At 62.9% G+C, this 23,283-nt stretch carries 18 protein-coding genes and 1 riboswitch; of the genes, 12 read left to right on the forward strand and 6 right to left on the reverse strand.

The genetic code is table 11. The annotated features are described in order from the left end of the window. The first annotated feature begins 191 nt into the window (after positions 1 to 191). Positions 192 to 298, forward strand: a riboswitch (TPP riboswitch). Positions 299 to 392: 94 nt separating this feature from the next. The 10 genes from thiC to ACX0MV_RS03590 all read left to right on the forward strand — a co-directional run bounded on the left by thiC (position 393) and on the right by ACX0MV_RS03590 (position 11,845). Beyond that, positions 393 to 2,285, forward strand: coding sequence for a phosphomethylpyrimidine synthase ThiC (thiC, locus tag ACX0MV_RS03545; RefSeq protein ID WP_458981115.1), 1,893 nt, complete (start codon positions 393 to 395; stop codon positions 2,283 to 2,285). An 89-nt stretch (positions 2,286 to 2,374) separates the two neighbouring features. Beyond that, positions 2,375 to 2,974: an NUDIX domain-containing protein gene (locus ACX0MV_RS03550; protein WP_458981116.1), complete on the forward strand. Its 600-nt coding sequence runs from the start codon at positions 2,375 to 2,377 to the stop codon at positions 2,972 to 2,974. Beyond that, entirely contained in the window at positions 2,965 to 3,429 is a 465-nt protein-coding gene (locus ACX0MV_RS03555) for a DUF1249 domain-containing protein (protein ID WP_458981117.1), read from the forward strand. The genes ACX0MV_RS03550 and ACX0MV_RS03555 overlap by 10 nt, the downstream gene beginning before the upstream one ends. A gap of 132 nt (positions 3,430 to 3,561) precedes the next feature. Beyond that, positions 3,562 to 4,377 carry a 3',5'-cyclic-AMP phosphodiesterase gene (cpdA, locus tag ACX0MV_RS03560; protein ID WP_458981118.1) on the forward strand — a complete coding sequence of 272 codons (816 nt, stop codon included), beginning with the start codon at positions 3,562 to 3,564 and terminating at the stop codon, positions 4,375 to 4,377. Positions 4,378 to 4,461: 84 nt separating this feature from the next. After that, the gene (locus ACX0MV_RS03565) at positions 4,462 to 5,070 is read left to right on the forward strand and encodes a YqiA/YcfP family alpha/beta fold hydrolase (RefSeq protein WP_458981119.1); all 609 of its coding nucleotides are present in this window, start codon (positions 4,462 to 4,464) and stop codon (positions 5,068 to 5,070) included. A 74-nt stretch (positions 5,071 to 5,144) separates the two neighbouring features. Next, the gene (parE, locus tag ACX0MV_RS03570; RefSeq protein ID WP_458981120.1) at positions 5,145 to 7,043 is read left to right on the forward strand and encodes a DNA topoisomerase IV subunit B; all 1,899 of its coding nucleotides are present in this window, start codon (positions 5,145 to 5,147) and stop codon (positions 7,041 to 7,043) included. Continuing rightward, a complete protein-coding gene (locus ACX0MV_RS03575) occupies positions 7,043 to 8,026 on the forward strand; it encodes an esterase-like activity of phytase family protein (RefSeq protein ID WP_458981121.1) in 984 nt (327 codons plus the stop codon). Before parE ends, ACX0MV_RS03575 begins: the two co-directional genes overlap by 1 nt. Then, positions 8,023 to 8,547 (forward strand): retropepsin-like aspartic protease family protein, encoded by a 525-nt coding sequence (locus ACX0MV_RS03580; RefSeq protein ID WP_458981122.1) that lies wholly within the window; start codon positions 8,023 to 8,025, stop codon positions 8,545 to 8,547. Before ACX0MV_RS03575 ends, ACX0MV_RS03580 begins: the two co-directional genes overlap by 4 nt. 7 nt (positions 8,548 to 8,554) lie before the next feature. Further along, positions 8,555 to 10,804, forward strand: a complete 2,250-nt coding sequence (gene parC / locus ACX0MV_RS03585; RefSeq protein WP_458981123.1) for a DNA topoisomerase IV subunit A — start codon at positions 8,555 to 8,557, stop codon at positions 10,802 to 10,804. Between the two features lie 345 nt (positions 10,805 to 11,149). Beyond that, complete coding sequence (locus ACX0MV_RS03590; protein WP_458981124.1) at positions 11,150 to 11,845, forward strand: PqiC family protein; 696 nt, start codon at positions 11,150 to 11,152, stop codon at positions 11,843 to 11,845. Between the two features lie 14 nt (positions 11,846 to 11,859). Here the strand turns inward: ACX0MV_RS03590 and ACX0MV_RS03595 are convergent, their stop codons facing one another. Further along, positions 11,860 to 13,416: a histidine kinase gene (locus ACX0MV_RS03595; protein ID WP_458981125.1), complete on the reverse strand. Its 1,557-nt coding sequence runs from the start codon at positions 13,414 to 13,416 to the stop codon at positions 11,860 to 11,862. A gap of 174 nt (positions 13,417 to 13,590) precedes the next feature. On the opposite strand from ACX0MV_RS03595, the gene serB reads away from it, so the two are divergent. Next, positions 13,591 to 14,805 (forward strand): phosphoserine phosphatase SerB, encoded by a 1,215-nt coding sequence (gene serB / locus ACX0MV_RS03600; protein WP_458981126.1) that lies wholly within the window; start codon positions 13,591 to 13,593, stop codon positions 14,803 to 14,805. A 59-nt stretch (positions 14,806 to 14,864) separates the two neighbouring features. On the opposite strand, the gene ACX0MV_RS03605 is transcribed toward serB, so the two are convergent. The 5 genes from ACX0MV_RS03605 to ACX0MV_RS03625 form a co-directional block, all read right to left on the reverse strand. Then, positions 14,865 to 16,934, reverse strand: coding sequence for an EAL domain-containing protein (locus ACX0MV_RS03605; protein WP_458981127.1), 2,070 nt, complete (start codon positions 16,932 to 16,934; stop codon positions 14,865 to 14,867). Positions 16,935 to 16,997: 63 nt separating this feature from the next. Further along, complete coding sequence (locus tag ACX0MV_RS03610) at positions 16,998 to 18,812, reverse strand: molecular chaperone (protein WP_458981128.1); 1,815 nt, start codon at positions 18,810 to 18,812, stop codon at positions 16,998 to 17,000. Positions 18,813 to 19,028: 216 nt separating this feature from the next. Further along, on the reverse strand, positions 19,029 to 19,892 hold the full coding sequence (asd, locus tag ACX0MV_RS03615; RefSeq protein WP_458981129.1) for an archaetidylserine decarboxylase: 864 nt from the start codon (positions 19,890 to 19,892) through the stop codon (positions 19,029 to 19,031). 44 nt (positions 19,893 to 19,936) lie between these two features. Then, positions 19,937 to 20,752, reverse strand: a complete 816-nt coding sequence (locus ACX0MV_RS03620) for a rhodanese-like domain-containing protein (protein WP_458981130.1) — start codon at positions 20,750 to 20,752, stop codon at positions 19,937 to 19,939. Positions 20,753 to 20,799: 47 nt separating this feature from the next. After that, a complete protein-coding gene (locus ACX0MV_RS03625; protein ID WP_458981131.1) occupies positions 20,800 to 22,311 on the reverse strand; it encodes an HDOD domain-containing protein in 1,512 nt (503 codons plus the stop codon). A 119-nt stretch (positions 22,312 to 22,430) separates the two neighbouring features. Here ACX0MV_RS03625 and motA point away from each other — a divergent pair, with 119 nt between their 5' ends. Next, positions 22,431 to 23,282 (forward strand): flagellar motor stator protein MotA, encoded by an 852-nt coding sequence (gene motA, locus ACX0MV_RS03630; protein ID WP_458981132.1) that lies wholly within the window; start codon positions 22,431 to 22,433, stop codon positions 23,280 to 23,282. The last annotated feature ends 1 nt before the right edge of the window (position 23,283 follow it).

A 23,283-nucleotide genomic window follows, 5' to 3' on the forward strand; every position in this document is an offset into this window, starting at 1 on the left:
AAGGTTCGCCGCCGAGAGGGTCAAGCAGCGCCCGGTGTCGCCTTGAAATATTTGCAACAGGCCATGTGAGCGCGCGCTCAATTTACGCTCGCGCGCAGCGGGCGTCACTAGATGCGTCATTATCCGACGTGTGGGTCAGTGTTTTTTGACTCGCCGGTTGGTTTTATCGCTGCCGGTTGATTAGACTGGCCGCGTTCTTGTCGGGGTGCCCCAATTGCGGGGCTGAGATTGGCAGCTGCCGGATCCCGTTGAACCTGATCAGGTTAAGGCCTGCGTAGGGAACAAGATGTGCTCGCCCTTCCTCCGGCGAGCCTCTGGCACCGCCCCTGGTGCGCCTCACGCCGCTCATCCATCCCAGGTTCGCTCCGACATTCAGCCCTGGAGAGCCGCCGATGAGCACACAACAACAAAATCTGAACCCGATCCTGAGTGAGTCCGCCCAGGTCGACCAGCAGTCGATCCAACCTTTCCCGCGTTCGCAGAAAGTCTATGTACAGGGCTCGCGCCCGGACATTCTGGTGCCGATGCGGGAAATCAGCCTGGACGTCACGCCTACTGACTTTGGCGGCGAGATCAACGCGCCGGTGGTGGTCTACGACACGTCCGGGCCTTACACCGATCCGAATGTGACCATCGACGTGCGCAAGGGCCTGGCCGATGTGCGCTCGCCGTGGATCGAAGCGCGTGGCGACACCGAGCGCCTGCCTGGCCTGAGTTCCAACTTCGGCCAACAGCGCCTCGCCGATGCCGAGCTGACCAAGCTGCGCTTCGCTCACGTCAACAACCCGCGCCGCGCCAAGGCGGGGGCCAACGTCAGCCAGATGCACTACGCGCGCAAAGGCATCATCACCGCCGAGATGGAATACGTCGCCCTCCGCGAGAACATGAAGCTGGAAGTGGCGCGCTCCGCCGGCTTGCTCGACCAGCAGCATGCCGGCCACAGCTTCGGCGCCAGCGTGCCGAAGATCATCACCCCCGAATTCGTTCGTGAAGAGATTGCTCGCGGCCGCGCGATCATCCCGGCCAATATCAACCACACCGAGCTGGAACCGATGATCATCGGCCGTAACTTCCTGGTGAAGATCAACGGCAATATCGGCAACTCGGCGCTGGGTTCTTCGATTGAAGAAGAAGTAGCCAAGCTCACCTGGGGTATTCGCTGGGGTTCGGACACGGTCATGGACCTGTCGACCGGCAAGCACATTCACGAAACCCGCGAGTGGATCATCCGCAATTCGCCCGTGCCGATCGGCACCGTGCCGATTTACCAGGCTCTGGAAAAAGTCGGCGGCGCAGCCGAAGAACTGACCTGGGAGCTGTTCCGCGACACCCTGATCGAGCAGGCCGAGCAAGGCGTGGACTACTTCACCATCCACGCCGGCGTATTGCTGCGCTATGTGCCGATGACCGCCAAGCGGGTTACCGGCATCGTTTCGCGCGGTGGTTCGATCATGGCCAAGTGGTGCCTGGCGCACCATAAAGAGAACTTCCTCTACACCCATTTCGAAGACATCTGCGAGATCATGAAGGCCTACGACGTCAGCTTCTCGCTGGGCGATGGCCTGCGTCCGGGCTCGATTGCCGACGCCAACGACGAAGCGCAGTTCGGCGAGCTGGAAACCCTCGGCGAGCTGACCAAGATCGCCTGGAAGCACGACGTGCAAACCATGATCGAAGGCCCAGGCCATGTGCCGATGCAGCTGATCAAGGAGAACATGGATAAGCAGCTGGAATGCTGCGACGAGGCGCCGTTCTACACCCTCGGCCCACTGACCACCGACATCGCCCCAGGCTACGATCACATCACCAGCGGCATCGGCGCGGCGATGATCGGCTGGTTCGGTTGCGCCATGCTCTGTTACGTTACGCCCAAGGAGCACCTGGGCCTGCCGAACAAGGATGATGTGAAGACCGGCATCATCACCTACAAGATCGCCGCCCATGCGGCCGACCTTGCCAAAGGGCATCCAGGCGCGCAGATTCGCGACAACGCACTGTCCAAGGCGCGCTTCGAGTTTCGCTGGGAAGACCAGTTCAACCTCGGCCTCGATCCGGATACCGCACGCAGCTATCACGACGAAACGCTGCCCAAGGATTCGGCAAAAGTGGCGCACTTTTGCTCGATGTGCGGGCCTAAGTTCTGCTCGATGAAGATTACCCAGGAAGTTCGGGTCTATGCTGAAGAGCAACGGATCGCCGCCCTCGATCTGGATGTCGAAGAGGGCATGCAAGCCAAGGCCGAAGAGTTCAAGGCCCAGGGTGCGCAGCTCTACCACAAGGTGTGATGGCGTCTTTGCCACGTCATGCAGTGTGGCGATAATGCGGTAAATCAGGACGGGCCTTCGGGCCCGTTCATGTTGAAAAGGGGATCGTTATGCAGCGGGACGATGTTGAAATACTCGAGCGGGAAGTCTGTTTCAGCGGCTTCTACAAGCTCGATCGCCTGCATTTGCGTCACCGGCAGTTTGCGGGGGGAATGGGGCCGGTGCTCAGCCGGGAGCTGTTCGTGCGCCACGATGCGGTGTGCGTACTGCCCTATGATCCGCAGCGCGATACGGTGGTGCTGATCGAGCAGTTTCGGGTGGGCGCCATGGTCAAGAGTGAAAATCCATGGCTGATCGAGCTGGTAGCTGGCTTGATCGATAAGGACGAGCAGCCGGAAGAAGTCGCGCTGCGCGAGGCGATCGAAGAGGCCAATCTCACGCTGACCTCGTTGTGGCCGATCACCCAGTACTACCCATCGCCAGGTGGCTCCGACGAGCGCGTGCACCTGTATGTGGGACGGTGCGACAGCGAAGGCGCTGGCGGTGTGCACGGCCTCGCGGAGGAGGGCGAGGACATCCGCGTGCACGTCTGGCCGCTGGAGGATGCACTGAGCGCGGTCAAGGACGGCCGCATCGAAAACGCGGCCAGCATCATCGCCCTGCAATGGCTGGCGTTGAACCGCACTGAAGTGCGGGGACTGTGGTCGTGACCTTGCTGCGCGAGCGCTACCGGGTTGACCTGGTCGAGCTGCAAGCCGCTTGTGAGGCCAACTACGCGCGCTTGATGCAACTGCTGCCGGCGATGCGCGAGCAGCCGCCGGCACATGTGCAGTCGCGGCGCGTCGCTATGAGCCAGGGCGAGCAGTTGCTGGGCGTGCTGGCGCTGGAAGTGCTGGAAACCTGTCCCTACACCTCGACGCTGCAGGTGCGCCAGGAACACAGCCTGCCCTGGTTGCCGGTGCCGCAGCTGGAAGTGCGGGTGTATCACGACGCGCGCATGGCAGAAGTGATTGGTGCGCAAAGCGCCCGGCGATTCCGTGGGATCTATCCGTATCCGAACGCCGACATGCATCAGCCGGATGAAAAGACCCAACTTAATCTGTTTCTCGGCGAATGGCTCAGCCATTGTCTAGCCTGTGGCCATGAGATGGAGTTGGTGCGCTGAACTGCCCGGACGCAATAAACTAGCCCGCTGCAGCGTTATGCCTGGTTTTCTGTGACCCAGGCCCGCTTCGCGGGTTTACCCTGAGCTGTGCCAGCCACCATAATTCACCCCATTACACTCAAGGAGACGGCCTTGCCGAGCTCGCCCACGCCCACTGCTGATTCCTCGGTACTGCTTGTGCAGTTGTCCGACAGCCATCTGTTTGCCGAAGCGGCGGGCAGACTGCTGGGCATGGATACCCAGGACAGCCTGCAGCGGGTGATCGAACGTGTACTGGAGGAGCAGCCCCAGGTCGACCTGATGCTCGCCAGTGGCGATCTCTCCCAGGATGGCAGCGAAGCCTCCTACCAGCGTTTTCGCCAGATGACCGCGGCAATCCCGGCTCCTGCGCGCTGGTTTCCCGGCAACCACGACGAAGTCCCGGCGATGCAGGCGGCGTGCGCGGGCAGTGATCTGCTCGAGCCGGTCATTGACCTCGGCAACTGGCGCATCATTCTGCTCGACTCGTCGATCTCCGGGGCCGTGCCCGGTTTTCTCGCCGATAGCCAGTTAGCACTGCTCGAACGTGCGCTCAGCGAAGCGCCCGAGCGGCATCATCTGGTCTGCCTGCATCACCATCCGATTTCCATCGGCTGCCGCTGGATGGAGCCTATCGGCCTGCGCAACCCTGATGCGCTGTTCGCCGTGCTGGAGCGCTTCAGCCAGGTGAAGGCGGTCCTGTGGGGGCACGTTCACCAGGAGCTCGACCAGCAGCGCAACGGCGTGCGCCTGCTCGCGTCGCCCTCGACCTGTGTGCAGTTCGCCCCCGGTAGCGAGGAATTCCAGGTCGACAGCAGCGCGCCCGGGTATCGCTGGTTGCGCCTGTTTGCCGACGGGCGTCTGGACACTGGCGTTTCGCGGGTTACCGGCATCACCTTCGAAGTCGATTACAGCGTCAAAGGCTATTGACGCGGGCCGTGCCAGCGCGACTCCCTGCATCACCACCGCGTGTCGCTTGCGGCGTGCCGCTCTGTCCTAGTAGCCTCCCGCCCCATGACTGCATCTATCCTCTATATCCACGGCCTCAATAGCTCGCCCGCATCGCTGAAAGCCAGCCAGCTGACGCGTGCCGCCGAGCGCATCGGGCTGGCCGAACGGTTGCGCGTGCCCGCGCTGCATCACCACCCGCGCCAGGCCATCGCTCAGCTGGAAAGCCTGATCGTCGAGCTGGGAAGGCCTGTGCTGGTCGGCAGTTCCCTGGGCGGCTACTATGCGACCTACCTGGCCGAGCGGCATGGTCTGGCTGCGCTGCTGATCAATCCCGCAGTGCGTCCGCACCTGCTGTTCGATGGCTTTCTCGGTCCGCAGCAGAACTACTACAACAACGAAACCTGGGAGCTGACCGCCGATCATGTGGCGGCTCTGGCCGAGCTGGACGTGCCGCCGCCGCAGGACCCTGCGCGTTATCAGGTGTGGCTGCAAACCGCTGACGAAACCCTCGATTACCGCCATGCCCAGGCGTATTACCGCGGTTGCGCGCTGCGTATCCAGGCCGGTGGCGACCATGGTTTTCAGGGGTTCGCCGAGCGCTTGCCGATGCTGTTCGCGTTTGCCGGCATACCGGCCCATGTGTGGCGCGACAGCGACTTTACCGACTGCTAGTTTGCCGATGGTTGTGGCGATACTCGCCGCGACGCTCCGCAGCCTTTGTTTAACTGAAGAAGATCAAGAGACCCATGGCCCAGCAGAACGCCTACAACGCAGACGCCATCGAAGTCCTTTCCGGCCTGGACCCGGTGCGCAAGCGCCCGGGCATGTACACCGACACCAGCCGGCCCAACCACCTGGCCCAGGAAGTCATCGACAACAGCGTCGACGAAGCCCTGGCCGGCCATGCCAAGTCGATCCAGGTGATCCTGCATGAGGACAACTCTTTAGAGGTCCTCGACGACGGTCGCGGCATGCCGGTGGACATTCACCCGGAAGAGGGCGTGCCCGGGGTCGAGCTGATCCTCACCAAGCTGCACGCCGGTGGCAAGTTCAGCAACAAGAACTACCAGTTCTCCGGCGGCCTGCATGGCGTGGGCATCTCGGTGGTCAACGCGCTGTCGAACCGCGTGATCGTCACCGTCAAGCGCGATGGCAACGAGTACCAGATGAGCTTCGCCGATGGCTACAAGGCCAGCGACCTGGCGGTGGTCGGCACGGTGGGCAAGCGCAACACCGGTACCAGTGTGCATTTCTGGCCGGACGCCAAGTATTTCGACTCCTTCAAGTTCTCCGTCAGCCGTCTCAAGCATGTGCTCAAGGCCAAGGCCGTGCTGTGCCCAGGTCTTGCGGTCAGTTTCGAGGACAAGGCCAGCGGCGAGAGAGTCGAGTGGCTGTATGAAGACGGCCTGCGTTCCTACCTGGTGGATGCGGTCAGCGAATTCGAACGGCTACCCACTGAGCCCTTCTGCGGCAGTCTGGCCGGCAACAAGGAAGCGGTCGATTGGGCGCTGCTGTGGCTGCCTGAAGGCGGCGACGCGGTGCAGGAAAGCTACGTCAACCTTATTCCCACGGCCCAGGGCGGCACCCACGTCAACGGCCTGCGCCAGGGCTTGCTCGACGCCATGCGCGAGTTCTGTGAGTTCCGCAGCCTGCTGCCGCGCGGGGTGAAGCTGGCCCCGGAAGATATCTGGGAGCGCATCGCCTTCGTCCTGTCGATGAAGATGCAGGACGCGCAGTTCTCCGGGCAGACCAAGGAACGCCTGTCGTCACGCGAGGCCTCGGCATTCGTCTCTGGCGTGGTCAAGGATGCGTTCAGCCTGTGGCTCAATGCCCATCCCGAACTCGGTCAGCAACTCGCCGAACTGGCGATCAGCAATGCCAACCGCCGCCTCAAGGCTGGCAAGAAGGTCGAGCGCAAACGCATCACCCAGGGTCCGGCGCTGCCCGGCAAACTGGCCGATTGCGCCGGCCAGGACCCCATGCGCTCCGAGCTGTTCCTGGTCGAGGGTGACTCCGCCGGCGGTTCGGCCAAGCAGGCGCGCGACAAGGAATTCCAGGCGATCATGCCGTTGCGCGGCAAGATTCTGAACACCTGGGAAGTGGACGTCGGCGAAGTGCTGGCCTCCCAAGAAGTCCACGACATCGCCGTGGCCATCGGCATCGATCCGGGCTCCAACGACCTGGCGCAGCTGCGTTACGGCAAGATCTGCATCCTTGCCGACGCCGACTCCGATGGCCTGCACATCGCCACCTTGCTTTGCGCATTGTTCGTCCGGCATTTCCGCCCGCTGGTGGATGCCGGCCACGTGTATGTGGCCATGCCGCCGCTTTACCGCATCGACCTCGGCAAGGATATTTTCTACGCCCTGGACGAAGCCGAGCGCGATGGCATCCTCGACCGCCTGGTAGCCGAGAAGCGCCGCGGCAAGCCTCAGGTCACTCGCTTCAAGGGCCTCGGCGAGATGAACCCGCCGCAGCTGCGCGAAACCACCATGGATCCCAATACCCGCCGGCTGGTGCAGCTGACGCTCGAGGACTTCACCGGCACCCAGGAAATGATGGATATGCTGCTGAACAAGAAGCGCGCTGGCGACCGCAAGTCCTGGCTGGAGTCCAAGGGCAACCTGGCCGAGGTACTGCTCTGATGCGGGCGCTGCTCGCCGCAGTGTGTCTGGCGGCGGTCCCCGCCCTGGCCGATACCAGCCCACTGGTTGAGCTAGAAATGCTCAGCGAGCACCCGGTCGAGGGCATGCATGGCGGCAACCTGTCGGGTCTGGCCTGGTGCGGCGATGCGCTCTGGGCGGTGTCTGACCGCGACGATGACCGGATCTACCGCTTGGATGCCCATGCATCCGTCTGGCAGGCCGAAGCCGAGACCTTCGTCGCGCCGGTGTCGCCACCGACCCTGCTGCCCTGGGGGCTGCGCATGCGCAACTGGGTCGTCGGCGCGGTGCGTGGCGGCGAAATCGATTTCGAAGGCCTGGCGTGCGACGCCCTGGGCAATCGCTACCTGGTCAGCGAGGCTTATGCGGCGGTTCTGCTGGTGCCTGTCGCCGGCGACCCGCAATGGTTGGCGTTGCCCGACGGCCTGCTGCGGCAGGGGCGCGCCAGCGGCATGCTGCTGCATTTCAACGCACTGATCGAAGGTGTTGCCATCGACCCCGCCGGGCAGCGCCTGTGGCTGGCGGCGGAGGCACAACGGCGCGGCTTGCTGGTGCTGCACAAGCAGCGTTCGTCCCTGCGTTGCACCGGTGGCTGCGTATTGCTCAACGAGGGCGGCAGCGAGGCATCGCCGAGCCAGCTCGGTGGACATCTGGCGCCCGTGGATTTTTCCGGCCTGGCGTTTCACAACGACAAGCTGTTTACCCTTGAACGCCAGGCATACCGCATCTGCCGGCGCACGCCAAGCACCGGCGCGGTCGAGCGCTGCTGGTCGTTCGCTGCGGAAGGCTTGACCCAGGAGCGGAGTTACCCGGCTGACTACGGCACGGCCGAAGCCTTGTCGATCGATCAGGACGGCGCATGGATCGGCGTCGACAATGGCGGCATGCGCCGCGCCGATGGCGAGCAGCGCCCGGTGGTCTGGCGCTTCGCCGCGCCTAAGGGCGGCTGGGAGAGCGCACGGTGAGTACCCAGACTGCCGGGCAGCGTGCCGGGCGGGTCATGCTGGTGCTGGCCTGGGGGGCAGGCTTGCTGCTGGCTACCCACTTCTTTGGCGAGTGGGAAGAAGGCCAGCGCAATCCCAATCGCGATCCGCAGTCGGTCCATGGCAGCGATTATGTCGAGGTGCACCTGCTGAGCAGTCGCCAGGGCCACTACATGGCGGACGGGCAGATCAACGGCGAACCGGTGACCTTTCTTCTCGACACGGGTGCCACCCAGGTGGCGGTACCGACCGAAGTCGCCGAACGCCTGGGGCTGCAGGCGGGAGCGCCAGTTGTCATCAGTACCGCCAACGGTCGCGCCACGGCGCACCGCACTCGGCTTGAGAACCTGCGGCTGGGCGACATTCTGCTGACCGACGTCGCAGCGCTGATCGCACCCGGCATGGGCGGCGACGAGGTTCTGCTGGGCATGAGCGCCTTGAAACAACTCGAATTTACCCAGCGCGGCGGCACCCTGATGCTGCGCCAATCAACCCTGCAATGAGGCACGCATGAGCGAACCCCTCGATTTGAGCCTGGACGGCGTCGAACGCCGATCCCTTGCCGATTTTACCGAGCAGGCTTATCTCAATTACTCGATGTACGTGATCATGGACCGCGCCCTGCCGCATATCGGCGACGGCTTGAAACCGGTGCAGCGGCGCATCATCTATGCCATGAGCGAACTGGGCCTGGATGCCGATTCCAAGCACAAGAAGTCCGCGCGCACCGTGGGCGACGTGCTCGGCAAGTTTCACCCCCATGGCGATAGCGCGTGCTACGAAGCCATGGTGCTGATGGCGCAACCGTTCAGCTACCGCTACACCCTGGTCGATGGCCAGGGCAACTGGGGTGCGCCGGACGACCCGAAATCCTTCGCCGCGATGCGCTACACCGAGGCGCGGCTGTCGCGTTACTCCGAAGTGCTGCTCTCCGAGCTCGGCCAGGGCACGGTGAACTGGGTGCCGAACTTTGACGGCACCCTCAACGAGCCGGCGACCCTGCCGGCGCGCCTGCCCAACCTGCTGCTGAATGGCACGACCGGCATCGCCGTGGGCATGGCCACCGATGTGCCGCCGCATAACCTGCGCGAGGTGGCTGCCGCCTGCATCCGCCTACTCGATCAGCCCGATGCGACGGTCGAGCAGCTGTGCGAGCACGTGCTGGGCCCGGATTATCCGACCGAGGCGGAAATCGTCACGCCGCGTGCCGACCTGTTGAAAATCTACGAAACCGGCCGCGGCTCGCTGCGCATGCGTGCGGTGTATCGCATCGAAGATGGCGACATCGTCGTCACCGCGCTGCCGCACCAGGTGTCCGGCGCCAAGGTCCTGGAGCAGATCGCCGGGCAGATGCAGGCCAAGAAGCTGCCGATGGTCGCCGACCTGCGCGACGAATCCGACCATGAGCACCCATGCCGCATCGTGATCATCCCGCGCTCCAATCGGGTCGATGCCGATGAACTGATGCAGCACCTGTTTGCCACCACCGAGCTGGAGTCGAGTTACCGGGTCAACACCAACGTCATCGGCCTCGACGGCAAACCCCAGGTGAAGAACCTGCGTCAGCTGCTGCGCGAGTGGCTGGAATATCGCATCGGCACCGTGCGCAAGCGTCTGCAGTTCCGCCTGGACAAGGTCGAACATCGCCTGCACTTGCTGGAAGGCCGTTTGATCGCCTTCCTTAACCTGGATGAAGTGATCCATATCATCCGCACCGAAGACCAGCCCAAGCCGGTGCTGATGGCACGCTTCGGACTGACCGATATCCAGGCCGAGTACATTCTGGAAACCCGTCTGCGTCAGCTGGCGCGGCTGGAAGAAATGCAGATTCGCGGCGAGCAGGACGAACTGGCCAAGGAGCGGGCCAAGTTGCAGGCGCTGCTCGGCAGCGAAGCCAAGCTGAAAAAGCTGGTGCGCGACGAAATTCTCAAGGACGCGCAAACCTACGGCGACGACCGTCGCTCGCCCATCGTCGCCCGCTCCGAAGCGCGCGCGCTGTCGGAAACCGAGCTGCTGCCGACCGAGCCTGTGACCGTGGTGATTTCCGAGAAAGGCTGGGTGCGCTGCGGCAAGGGCCACGACATCGACGCGACCGGGCTCTCCTACAAAGCCGGCGACGGCTTCAAGGCCGCAGCGCCTGGGCGCTCGAACCAGTACGCGGTATTTATCGATTCGACCGGACGCAGCTATTCGCTGGCGGCCCATTCGCTGCCGTCCGCGCGCGGCCAGGGCGAACCGCTGACCGGCCGTTTGCAGCCGCCGCCGGGGGCGACATTCGAGTGCGTACTACTGCCGGACGACAACGCACTTTATGTGATCGCCTCGGACGCCGGGTATGGTTTCGTGGTCAAGGGCGAGGACCTGCAGGCCAAGAACAAGGCCGGCAAGACGTTGCTCAGCCTCCCTGCCGGTGCGCAGGTGGTGGCGCCCAAGCCGCTGGCCAATCGCGAAGAAGACTGGCTGGCGGCAGTCACCACCGAGGGCCGGCTGTTGCTGTTCCCTGTGCGCGATCTGCCGCAGCTGGGCAAGGGCAAGGGCAACAAGATCATCGGCATTCCCGGCGAGCGGGTTGCCAGTCGCGAAGAATACCTGACCGATCTGGCGGTATTGCCGGTGGGCGCGACGCTGGTGCTGCAGGCTGGCAAGCGTACCCTGTCGCTCAAGGCGGACGACCTCGAGCACTACAAGGGTGAACGTGGGCGGCGCGGCAACAAACTACCGCGCGGCTTCCAGCGCGTTGATGCCTTGCTGGTGGAGTGACGGAACAGGCCACTACGCGCTACGGCGCGTAACCGGCGGAACAGCATGGCCAGCATGCCGCACGAACAGGCTGGCGCCTGGGCGCCAAAGGATCTAATTTGGCGCCGCCTGGCGCAGACCGGAACAATAATGGCGTCGATCATGGATAATGCCGCGCAAACCTGATCCTGAACGTGTCGCCCGTGCTGGCGGCTTTAAGCTGCTCCCGTTCTGGAACGCGTGTCGGTACAAGAATTTTCAAGTGCGGTGCCGGTGCTGAGCCAGACGGGCGATGTCCTGCAGCGCAGCAAAAGGGGCTAGTTCAGCAGCCCAGGTTGTCTTCTTTGCTATCAAGGTGATTTTTTGATGAATGTGTTGCGTTTCTCGCCGCGGTTTTTAGGGCTGTGCGCGGTGCTGGCCTTGCAGGGTTGCGTGCTGCAACCGCCAGCGCAGTTCTATCAGCTCGACCAGGGATCACCCGAGCTTCCGGCCCAGGATAAGGGCATGACGGTATTGCTCGGCCCTGTGCAGCTGGCGGATTACCTGCAGCGCGAAAACCTGATGCAACGCGGGGCGGATGACAGCCTCACCATCAGCGCCCAGGCCCGCTGGGCGGGGAACCTGCAGGAAGATGTCGGTCAACTGCTGCTGCGCCAGTTGGCCGGGCAGCTGGATACCAGTCGCATTGCCCTTTATCCGGATCGCGCGGGTTTCCAGGCCCAGGTGCAGGTGCTGCTGACCATTAGCCGCCTTGATTCAGGCGTTCAGCAGCCTGCCGTGCTGGAGGCGCAGTGGCGCTTGCTGGACGAGACGGGTGTGATGCGCGGCAGTCAGTTGATCCGCTTGCAGGAAGAGCACGTCGGTACGCCGGCGGCGCAGGTGCGTGCGCAAAGCGTGCTGTTGCGCCGCTTGGCCGAGCAGCTGAGCAGCGCCATCACCAGCATGCCGAAGGCTGAGCCCGTGGCTGCGCAAAAGCCGAAACCGGCCCCCGCGAAAAGACCGCCCAGCCCGTCGATCCCGATGATCGAACCGGCCAAGCAAGTGGAAGTGTTTCGCTTCTAAACGACCGTCCGCACTCAGTGCGGACGGTCATGCATGCGCGCCAGTTGACGCTCGAGCAGCGCGGGATACGGTTCGAGCAGGCGCTCCACGCAGTAGGTGCCCTCTGGGCTGGCAATGGCACGAATGCGGGCATGCTGGCGTACCAGGGGGTCATCGCCGACGGCGCGGTCGAGCAGCAGCAGGTTACGGCTGTGCTGGGACAGCGCCAGGGCGTCCTGGGCGGTTTCGCTAAGCAGCAGATCGCCCTGGCTCAGATCGAGCAACTCCTCGCCCAGGGTCAGCCCCAGCTGTAATTGCAGGGTGATGCCGCTGTCCGCCACCTCGATTTGCAACGCGTGCCCAAGCGCGCGCATCAGTTCGCCGCAACAGATCGCGTGGGTCAGGTAGTCCTCGCCACTGTCCTGGCGGTGAAACAGCATCAGGCTGCTGCCGTCGCTCAGGGTGTGCAATTCGCCCTGATAGAGCGCCGCTGCCTGGTTCAGGCAATCGCGATAGCGCTGCAACAGGTCGAGCAGGCGCGCGCGCGGCAGCCGGCGCAACTGTTCTTGTGCGCCCAGCTGAATCGCCAGCACGGCGCTGGGTTGTGGCTGCGCGGTGGTCTGCTCGGGTTCCTCAAGCGGCTCCGGGAGGATGGTCGGGATGTCGGCGGCCAGCTCTTCGCGCAATTCTTCACGCAGCTCGGAGAACGGGTCGTTGTGTTCGGTGTAATCGCGCGCCTTTACCGGTGCATCGATGTCGTTGCCGGATTCATCAAAGCGCTCATCGCGTAGATCGCGCACTTCGAATGCAGGCTCGTCGTCGGCCTCGTCGAAGAGCGCCTCCTCGTCGGTCACCAGGTCGGCGTCGTCAAAGCTGTCTTCCGGTTTGGCCTGCGGTTTTTCCGGAACCAGACGCGCTTGCAGCTGCCGCGCCAGATCGCCGATTTCGTCCTGGCGCCCGGCACCCGGCGCGGGATCGTCGGGGTCGCGCAACCAGACCCGCAATTGCAGCAGAGGGGTCGAAATGTGCCGGCCCAGGCGCATGCTCAGCGACAATGCCAGCGCCAGCAGGATCAGGCTGAGAATGCCCATGCTCTGCAGGCTGATGGTCATCGGTTGCTGGAACTGACGCATGTCCAGGCTGATGCGCAACTGACCGGCAATCACCTCCTGAAAGGTGATGGGCGTCGAGTAGAGCCCGTCGGTCTCGCCGAGCATGCTCTGGCTTGGCCGTGCACCGGCCTCGGCCAGAATGCGGTTGTCCACGCTGTAGATGGCCGCATGGGCGACCAGCGGGTTCTTGACCAGATTGCCGAGCAGCACGTTGAGGCTGAGGATGTCGTTGGACACCAGCAGTTCGGTCGACGACGCGGCCGTCTGGATGATCAGGCTGGTGCCCAGTGCATCGGCCTGCTGCTGCATGGCCTGTTTGAACTGCATGCCGATTACCCAGGCGTAGATCACCAAGGCAAGCGCGACGAGCAACAGGCTGTGACTGGCGATACGCAACGCCAGCGGCACGCGCCGCTGACGCAGTGCCTGAAACAGCAGAAGGAAGAAATTATCGGGCTTAACGGGGGCAGGCCGGTTCACAGAGCTCGGCTCTTGTCGACTGTAATTGCCGCGCAGTATAACGGCCGCCCTGCCCAGGGCAAAGCGGCGTGCGTGCCCGTATGGCGGTGAAAGTGGTTAGAATGTGCGGCTTTTACCCGGCCTGTTAGCGATTGTGCGGGTCTTCCTTCATTTCTCAGCCCTGGAGGGTGCGCCTTGCGCGAAATCGTCCTGATCAATATCACTGGCGAAGACCGGCCCGGTTTGACTGCAGCGGTCACCGGCGTGCTGGCCCAAGGTGGGGTGAATATTCTCGATATCGGCCAGGCGGTGATCCACGACACCCTGTCGTTCGGCATCCTGGTGGAAATCCCCGATACCGAACGAGCGTCCTCGGTATTGAAAGACGTGCTGTTCACCGCCTACAAGCTCGACCAGCAAGTGCGTTTCACGCCAGTCGCCGAAGCCGATTACCAACAGTGGGTCAGCGGGCAGGGCAAGGCGCGACACATCGTTACGCTGTTGACCCGCAAGGTGACCGCCGAGCAGTTGCAGCGCGTCAGCGCGATCACTGCCAAGTACGCGCTGAACATCGACCACATCGATCGCTTGTCAGGGCGTATGCCGCTGGATACGCCGGTGGATCAGGGCAAGGGCTGCATCGAGTTTTCGGTGCGTGGTGAGCCGGCCGATCCGAACGCGTTGCGCGCCGAGTTTCTCAGCGTCGCCCAGGAGCTGAATGTCGATATCGCCTTCCAGCGTGATTCACTGTTTCGGCGCAACCGGCGCCTGGCGGTCTTCGACATGGATTCGACCCTGATCGAAGCGGAAGTGATTGATGAGCTGGCAAAGGCCGCCGGCGTCGGCGAAAAGGTCTCCGAAATCACCGAGCGCGCGATGCGTGGCGAGCTCGACTTTGCCGCGAGTTTCAGAGAGCGTCTGGCGTTGCTCAAAGGCCTTCCGGAAAGCGTGTTGGCCGATATCGGCGCCTCGCTACGCCTGACCGAAGGCGCAGAAACCCTGTTCAGTGAGCTGCGTCGACTGGGTTACAAGACGGCGATTCTGTCCGGCGGCTTCACCTACTTCGCCAAGCAGCTGCAGGCCAAGTTGGGCATCGACTATGTATTCGCCAACGAGCTGCAGATTGTCGATGGCTTGGTCACGGGCGTGGCCGTAGAGCCCATCGTCGATGCCCAGTGCAAAGCCGACCTGCTGCGCCAACTGGCGGAAAAAGAAGGGCTACGGCTGGAACAGACCATCGCCGTCGGCGACGGTGCCAACGACCTGCCGATGCTGGCGATCGCGGGGCTGGGCGTCGCGTTCCGGGCCAAACCGCTGGTTAAACAGTCGGCCAAGCAGGCCATCTCGACCCTGGGGCTGGACGGGATTCTCTATCTGCTCGGGTTTCGCGACCGCGACGGCCTCGAATAGCCGCATCAGCGCTGCGCATGAAAAAGCCGCCCAAGGGCGGCTTTTTCTTGGTCAGGAGGTTACTCGTCACCGGCCGAGAAGTCGTAGTCCATCGACTGACTGGGCCCCTGCAGGTAGTAACCCTGGATGTAGTTGACCCCGGCTTGCCAGAGCGTCGCCAGCACCGTGGCGCTTTCGACGAAAGGCACGATGGTCAGTTTTGCCTGGGCATGCAAACTGGCCAGCAGGGTTTTCAGCGCTTCTTGATTTTCTGGCTTGCTCAGGTCCTGGGAGAAGGAACCATCCACTTTCACAAAGTCGATATTCAGGTGCTTGAGGGTATTGAAGGGGTTGATCGCACAGCCGAACTGGCTGATGCCGACCTTGCAGTGCAGTTCGTTCAGGCCCTGGGTGAGCGCCTTGGCTTGCTTGAGGTAAGCAATCGCATCCGGTTCGTTGAACTGGAATACCAGGGAGTCGGACGGCAGGCGCGCGGCTTTTAGCGCGACGCTGAGCCAGGGTAGCAGCGTCTGATCCTGCAGGCTGGCGCTGGACAGGTGGACGAACAAGCGCGTGCTGTGACCTTTGCTGCGGTGGTCGGCGAGCAACTTGATCGAGTTGAGAATGACCCAGCGATCAATCTTCTCCCCCAGGCCGGCGTCCTTGGCAGCAGTCATGAACTCCTGCGGCGGCACCTCTTCACCCTTGGCGTTGAGCAGGCGCAGCAGGACTTCGTAATGCTCGTGGGTATCGCCGCGCAGGCTGATGATTGGCTGGAACAGCAGGCGGAAGCTGTTGCGTTCCAACGCCTGCTGGACCATGGCAACTACGTTGCCGCGGTTAGCAGCCGCAGCTAGCTCATCAGCCGGGTTGAATACTTTCAGTGCATTGCCGCCGCTGAGTTCGTCGGCGCAGCGGTGCGCGCGATCGACCACTTCCTGGGCCTTGGGCGTCTTCTCGTTGAGGCCGGCAATACCAATCGACAGCGTGGTCTGCACGGTGCGCCCGCTGACGTCGAACAGGTGCCCTTCGACTTTCTTCAGCAGCGCGGCCAGGCTTGGCTCCGACTGCTCGGGCGTGACGCCGGGTTGCAGGACCGCGAATACATCATCGCCAAAGCGTGCCAGCTGTGATTCGCCCGGGAAGTGAGCACGCAGCAGGGTAGTCAGGTCGGTGAGCAGCAGGTCGATACCCGCCAGGCCCACCTCCGCCAGCAAGCCGGAGTACTGATCCAGGCGTATGTACGCCAGGCTGGCTGGCTGCCCGGCATTCACCGCGCGCTCGGCAGCGTTGTCCATCAATTCAAGGAAGTAGGTGCGGTTGAACAGGCCGGTTACCAGATCCTGGCTGCTGATCTCGCGCAGTTTCTCTTCCAGCTCGGCGTTGCCCGCTTCCGCGCGGATAACCACCTGGATGCAGGGTTCGCTGTCGTAGGTGGCGGGCGAAAAATGCATGCGCGCCGGAAAGGTCTGACCGTCGACCTTGACCCCGGTGCACGCCAGCTCGGCGTCGCCTTCGGCACTTTGGTAGTTTTTCAGGAAGTCCTTGAAGTTGGCCTGATCGGCGCTGGCGATCAGGTCGATCATCGGCATGCCTTCGAGCTCATCGGCGTCTTCATACGCGAAGAGTTCGAGATAAGCGCGGTTGGCGTAGATGTGCATGCCGTCGTGCACGTAGGTGATCGCATCGACCGAGCTGTCGAGCAGCAGCTGGCAGCGTTTTTCCGCCTCGCGCAATGCGACTTCGGCAACGCGACGAGCGCGGCGTTCTTCGAGGTTGCTCAGCTCACGCTTGGCCACCAGCACAAGGCGCTCGTCCTCGCCTTGCGGCAATGCGTCCTGGGCGCCCAGGGTGAGGGCTTCGGTAACGCTGTCGGAGTCGTTGTCGGCAAGCAGCTGAATGACCGGAATGTCTTTGGCGAGACGACGAATCGCACTGATCGCTTCATTCGGGTCGAGGTGTTCGCTGGTGGGCGCCGCAATTAGCAGGTCCCAACTCTGTTGCAACGCTTCTGCCAGGTCCTCGCTCGACGTCAGTCGATGCACGCGGGTTGCACGACCCGCATTGCGAAACAGGCTGACAAGCCGCTCCGCCTCATTTTGCGAGTCTTCGAGAATCAGGAGCCGTATAGTTTTTTTTTCGATGGCCATGGCGGGAATCAAGTCTGCGCCGAACGGGCGCGAAAAGGCGACAAAAGGTGACGAGTCGGCAATCTACAGCGACTTCCAGAGCGAGTCAAAGTCTTCCTCCCCGCCTGGGACGCGGCTTTTCGGTGCTGTGACAGGCTTCCCGTGATCCTCGGGCGCCAGCTCAAGGTTGCGGTATTCAAACTGACTGAAGCTGCCTGTGCTGGTTTGCCGGCGACTCAGAAGCGCGCGCCTTTCGGTGCCGTTGAGGTTGATCAGAACCTTGTTGCCTTCCTGAAACGGCATGCGCGGCGTGATCAGCGTGGCCGGCCGGGAAATCGCACTGATGCCAGGCAATAGAAGTGCGCGCAGGTATTGACTGCTCTGGTCCGCCTTGCGCAGCAGTTGCAGCCCGCAGGGTTCGGCATGCGGGGCGATGAGCTCGATGCCCATCTGCGTGCCGCCTCCGCGTACCTGGCGAATCCAGCGAACCACGGCCACGCTCCAGCCTTGCTCCGGTGAATCCTGAATGCCGATGATCTCGCCAGCCTGAAGCTGCGCAGGCACTTCCTTGGGCCAGGACATGCAATAGCCGCCCGGGCTGTGATTGACGATCGGCAATACAAAGGTCGGATAGCTGTCGCCGCTGTCGGCGGGACTGGCACTGGCCGCTGCCTGGGGCGCCTTCGCAGCCTGGTATTCGATGCCCTCGAATGGCAAGCCGTGTTCCCACTCGTTGGTCTTCTGCACGTCGAAGGCATTCGACCAGACGTCTGGCGCGCCGGTATTGGCTTTGAAAGTGGCGGTTCGGCTGTCGCTCGGCTGTTTCAGCACTTCATTGAATGGCCGATGGCTAGCGAGGAAAAAGTGCAGGGCGCTCATGCCGATGCACAGGGTCAACGTGCCTTCGCCGCGGGTGCGCTGGAACGTGCGCTCGGAGATATCGCCCCAGGCTGCGCTGAGGTGCTGCAGGGAATCCTGGCTGAAGCCTTCGGGCACATGCAAGCGCGCCTTGGCAAGCTGGTCTGCGGGCAGTTGCAGGTATTCCTTGATCGCATCCACCAAAGGTTGCGTATCGATACCCAGCGCGTTCGGCAATTCGCTGCGCTGCAGCAGCGAGGTGTAGCGAGGCGGTCCATCGACGGCCTGCGCCACCGCGAAAAGGCTGCTGGGATGGTTGCCCGCTTGCAGTGCGACCAACGCACTCCAGGGTTCGAGTGCTTCCGCCAGTCGGGCAATGCCGGTCTGGCGCATCTGGTTGCAACGGGCGCAGCCGAGCAGCAGCGCCACCAAGTAAGTCTGTTGCGTGCTCAGCCCTTCGGTGTAACGCGCCAGCGGATCGCGGATCACCGACGTGTGAAGCTCGTGCTCTTCAGCGATCTGGTAAAGCTGATGCAACTCCAGCCAGAGACCTTCCGGTACCGGGCAGTACAACTGGCTGGCGCGAATCAGCGGTCCGCACAGGCTATGGGTCGCGCGCTGCAAGGCAATTGCCAGGAGTGGCTGGCGTTCGCGGGTCTGCTGCGCCGCGACGCGGGCGATGATGAGCTTGTAACCGACCGCCAGGTGGTTTTGCAGGGCCTGGCACAGGTTGGCAACCTTGCGTGGACGTTCGTCCAGAACGATCGACTGGTTGAGGAAATGGCGCTCCAGTTGCTTGCACACGAAGTGCACCTCGGGGCGCAGCAGCTCCAGCATCTGCAGTCGACTTTCGGTGGGAAGCAGCAGTTGATTGAGTTCGATAAGCGCTTGGTACAGCTGGCGAGCGGTCTCGCCCAGGTTTGCTTTTGGCAGGGCGTCCAGCCAGCGCTTCAGATCACGCGGGCTGGCATCACAGAAAGACAGGCTCTGCTTGTTAGGCGTAGGGACGCGGAGCTGCAGGTAGTGCCTCTGTTTTTCCATCTAGCCGGGTTGCTCCGAACGCTGGTCGATATCGTTGCCCATCGATGCTGAAACTCTAGCAGCATCTCCTCGGGTCCGTCCGAGCGCTGCTGCTGTGACGGTCAAGGATGCGAAACGCCTGCCATGTGGACTGGCACATTGCCCAAGGGTTCAAGGCGCTGTGCCATCATGGGTGTCGTCGCGGCTCGGGCGTGCCCGGCCAACCTGTTGTGGCTATCAGGCGTTCAGGCTTTTGCCCAGCAGTTGGCCCATCTGGACCACGCTGCAGGGACCCAGCTCTTCGGCCCATTGCACCTGCTGCGGACCAAATAACACGATTGCGGTCGAGCCCAGCTTGAAACGCCCCAGCTCCGCGCCCTTTTCCAGCACGATCGGGGCGCGGGCGGCCTCGTCGTAGCGGACGCTTTTCAAGGCACGCTTGGGTGGTGTGATCAGCCCGGCCCAGACCGTCTCGATCGAGGCGACGATCATCGCGCCCACCAGCACCACGGCCATCGGCCCGCGTTCGGTATCGAACAGGCACACGACGCGCTCGTTGCGGGCGAACAGCTCGGGCACGTTTTCTGCGGTGGTCTGATTGACCGAGAACAGGCGGCCCGGCACGTAGATCATCTCCTTCAGCGTACCGGTTAGCGGCATGTGCACGCGGTGATAATCCTTGGGCGACAGGTACACGGTCGCGAATGCGCCGCCCATGAATGGCGCCGCGCGGAGGGTGTCGCCTCCGAGCAGTTCGGCCGCACTGAAGCTGTGGCCCTTGGCTTGAAAGATGCGACCGTGCTCGATAGTACCGAGCTGGCTGATCGCGCCATCGGCCGGGCAGAGCACCGCGCCGGGGCTCTGATCCAGCGGCCGGGCGCCTTCCTTCAGGGCGCGGGTGAAGAATGCGTTGAAGTTCTCGAACGCGTTCAGGTTCTCGACCTGCGCTTCGCTCATGTCGACCTGATACTGCTTGGCGAACCAGCCGATCAGGCGGTCCTTGAACCAGGCGGCGCGGCAATCGGCGGCGAAACCGATCAGGCGCGAGAGCAGATGATGCGGAAGCAGATATTGGCTGAAAATGAACAAGCGCTGTTTCATCGGAAATCCTTAAAACCTGAAGGCATGCAGGGTGGGTCGGACGCTTAGCGTTCGACGGGGGTATCGGGATGGTTGCCCCACTCGGCCCACGAACCGGCATAGGCTTTGACGCGCGGGTAGCCGAGCGCTTTCGCCACCAGGTAGGTAAAGCCGGAGCGGTGGTGGGTCTGGCAATGGGTGATGATTTCTTTGTCCGGCGTGATGCCAAGTTCGTTCAGCACGCTGGCGATGTCCTGGCGGATGCGCAAGGCCCGGGCAGGATCCATGCCTGCGGTCCACTCGAAATTGACCGCCCCCGGGATATGCCCGGCCTTGGCGGCCAGCGCCTTTTCGCCACGGTATTCGGCGGGTGTGCGGGCATCCCAGATGGACAGATCGGCGGCGCCCAGGCGGCTCTGCAGGTAGTCGCGGCTCGCGGTGGGCGCATCGTCCAGGGTCAGTTCGAGGGTGCCCTGATGGGCAGGCGGCTGCTCGGTACTCAGCTCACGGTCCTCCGCCAGCCAGGCGTGCAGTCCGCCATTGAGGTAGTGGTAGCGGTGGTGGCCGATTACATCAAGCAGCCAGATGAACCGCCCGGCCCAGCCGCCGCCCTCGTCGTCATACAGCACATAGACCGCATCCGGCTTGTGCCCGAGTTCGGCAAACAGCTGTTCCAGCTGGTTTTGCGTGGGCAGCAGGCCCGGTACTGGCGGCTGGCCAAGCTGAGTGCGCTTGGGGTCGACGAAATATGCGCCGGGAATGTGCCCGGCGGCATAGCGCGCGCTGCTGGTCAGATCGACCAGGATCAGTTCGTCGGCCTCTAGACGACTGGCTAGATCGGCCGGTTCGATGACCATCGGCAATGCAGCGAAAGCACTCATGCGGGGGCTCTTGAATAGGGAAGACGCAGCGGATTGTAGCGGAAAGGTCAGCGACCGCGACCGGCAAAGCTGACGAGGGCGCGCTCAATACATTGCGCGGTTTTACCGAAGGCCTGCAGGCTGGGCTCACTGATTGGTGTACCCCCCTGGTCGGCGAAGATCAGCAGGACCACGCGGCCGTTGCTGGCCAGCGAGCGGATCAGCAGATGTTCGCTGGGGAACAAGGCTTTCAGCGAGCCAGGCAGCAGTGCGGAGAATTGCGCCATATTGGCCGGACTCAGGCGCAGCTGCGCCGGCTCCTTGAGCAGGTGCCGCAGCACCTGGCTCTGCTGCGGGTCGAGGCTCAAGGCGTTCGCCGACTTGTCGAGCCCCGCCTGTTGCTGGACCAGCAGCCGGCTGTGGGTGCGGTCCGCGATTAGCACCAGTACCCGCTGCATGCCACAGGCCTGCAGCGCATCGCGGGCACACGCGGTGAGTTGGAGCACATTGCTGAACGCGCTGGGTTGCGCCAGCAGCGAGGTGCATTGCTGCTTCCATGTGCTTATCTGCGGAGGCTTCGACTCCTGCTTCGCGCGCAGATGGCGAGTATCCCAAGGCCATAGCAGCGCTTCAGCAGGGTGCCAGAGATCGCGGTGCGGTTGTTGGCGAGCATGCTGCGCGGCGTTCTGGTGCACCTGCTGCTGTACCTCGTCCAGCGACAACTGCAGGTAAAGCCCGGCGAGGCGTTGCCAGCGCAAGCTGTGCGCATCGTTCCAGGCGAAATGCGAACTGAGCGCCAGGCCGTTGGCCAGCAGGATGCAATTGGCAGGCTGGGTCAGCCAGCGTCGCAGCGTCGGATCTGCGTCGAGCAGTTGTTGCTGGTGCAGCGGGTGCTGGTTGTCACGGGCGATGTGCAGCGCCTTGACCAATAAACGTCGATCGTTCACCAGCAGCCGGTAGCCAAGAATGATCCATTCGGGCATGCGCCACTGCTCCGCCAGCTTTAGGCAGAGTTGTAGGAGCGGAACGCCAAGCAGTTCGCGTTCGATTTTGGCGGCGGGCTCTCCGGCAACCAGCACCCGCTGCTCCCAGGTATCGAACAGCTGCGGGTAGGTGCCGAGCAAGGTCCAGATGGGGGCGAGGAACAGCAGGCTGCCCCAGTGGATTTCCTGCCAAAGTCGCGCCAGGCGTCCGGCGAACAGGCCGTTGGCTTGTTGCGCCGCGTGGTGGCTGATCAGCTGCAGCTGGCGCAGGCCCAATGGGATTTGCTCGACAGTCTGCGTGGGTTGGTCCTTGAGCATGTCTGCGGTGCGTTGCAGGCCCAGTCGACTCAGGGCGCTTTCCAGGCTTTGCGCAGGCTCGCCGGAGCCCTTGCTTGGGCGATTGGCTTCAAGCATCACGCGCAGGGCGATGGCAGGGCTGTGGTGCATCAGCTCAGCAATATCGCGCAGCGACTTGCGGCTGTCGGCCAGTGCCTGCAGCACGCTCAGATGGCTTTCTGCGGGCACGGGCAGGCGCGGCTCTTCCAGCTGTTTCAGCCAGGCCACTAGGGTGCGCGGTAGCGGTGTAGGTGTGGGCATGCGGGTTGAGCCAAGCTGGCTTTTAGCCTTAACTGGCTATAGTCTCGCGCATAACTTCCGATAAATAGAAGGGTTGTTTTGCGTAACCCTTTTTTCCTCAGCTTTGGCACGTTTTCCTTATGGCAAAAATAATCGGCATTATCGTTGTGCTCGCCAGTGTGCTGGGCGGTTTCATGCTTTCCGGTGGCCAGTTCATGGCGTTGGTCCACCCCTTCGAAGTTCTGATCATCGGCGGTGCGGCGCTGGGGGCTTTCCTTCAGGCCAACCCTGGCAGCATGTTCATGCATGTCTTCAAGAAGTCGTTGAGCATGTTCAGTTCGCGCTTTACCCACGCGTATTACCTGGACGTGCTGAAGTTGATCTACGAGATTCTCAACAAGAGTCGCCGCGAGGGCATGATGGCCATCGAGGCCGATGTCGAAGACCCGGCTGCCAGCCCGATTTTTAGCAAGTACCCGGCAATTCTCAAAGACGAACGCATGACCGCCTTCATCTGCGATTACCTGCGCATCATGTCATCCGGCAACATGGCGCCCCATGAGCTGGAAGCGCTGTTCGACATGGAAATTACCAGCCTGAAGGAAGATCTCGATCACCCCGCCCACGCGGTCGCCAAGGTTGCCGACGGCATGCCGGCCATGGGTATCGTCGCCGCCGTACTGGGCATCGTGATCACCATGTCGATTCTGGCCGAGGCGGACAACGCGGAAATCGGCCAGAAAGTCGGTACGGCGCTGGTGGGTACCTTTCTCGGTATCCTGGCGTCCTACGGCTTCTTCGGCCCCTTGGCCGGCGCGCTCGAGCACGATGCCAAGGAAGAACTGAATGTTTACGAAGCCATCAAGGCCGGTCTGGTTGCCTCGGCGTCCGGCATGCCGCCCTCGCTGGCTGTGGAGTTTTCCCGCAAGGTGCTTTATCCGGCGCACCGCCCAAGCTTTACCGAGCTTGAGCAGGCGATGCGCGGGGGCTGAC

It is taken from the genome of Pseudomonas cistanchae (assembly GCF_054483635.1).

Coding starts and splice junctions, on each gene's coding strand:
- thiC (WP_458981115.1), top strand. CDS start 393: ATGAGCACACAACAACAAAATCTGAACCCGATCCTGAGTGAGTCCGCC.
- ACX0MV_RS03550 (WP_458981116.1), top strand. CDS start 2,375: ATGCAGCGGGACGATGTTGAAATACTCGAGCGGGAAGTCTGTTTCAGC.
- ACX0MV_RS03565 (WP_458981119.1), top strand. CDS start 4,462: ATGACTGCATCTATCCTCTATATCCACGGCCTCAATAGCTCGCCCGCA.
- parE (WP_458981120.1), top strand. CDS start 5,145: ATGGCCCAGCAGAACGCCTACAACGCAGACGCCATCGAAGTCCTTTCC.
- ACX0MV_RS03575 (WP_458981121.1), top strand. CDS start 7,043: ATGCGGGCGCTGCTCGCCGCAGTGTGTCTGGCGGCGGTCCCCGCCCTG.
- parC (WP_458981123.1), top strand. CDS start 8,555: ATGAGCGAACCCCTCGATTTGAGCCTGGACGGCGTCGAACGCCGATCC.
- ACX0MV_RS03590 (WP_458981124.1), top strand. CDS start 11,150: ATGAATGTGTTGCGTTTCTCGCCGCGGTTTTTAGGGCTGTGCGCGGTG.
- ACX0MV_RS03605 (WP_458981127.1), bottom strand. CDS start 16,934: ATGGCCATCGAAAAAAAAACTATACGGCTCCTGATTCTCGAAGACTCG.
- ACX0MV_RS03610 (WP_458981128.1), bottom strand. CDS start 18,812: ATGGAAAAACAGAGGCACTACCTGCAGCTCCGCGTCCCTACGCCTAAC.
- asd (WP_458981129.1), bottom strand. CDS start 19,892: ATGAAACAGCGCTTGTTCATTTTCAGCCAATATCTGCTTCCGCATCAT.
- ACX0MV_RS03620 (WP_458981130.1), bottom strand. CDS start 20,752: ATGAGTGCTTTCGCTGCATTGCCGATGGTCATCGAACCGGCCGATCTA.
- ACX0MV_RS03625 (WP_458981131.1), bottom strand. CDS start 22,311: ATGCCCACACCTACACCGCTACCGCGCACCCTAGTGGCCTGGCTGAAA.
- motA (WP_458981132.1), top strand. CDS start 22,431: ATGGCAAAAATAATCGGCATTATCGTTGTGCTCGCCAGTGTGCTGGGC.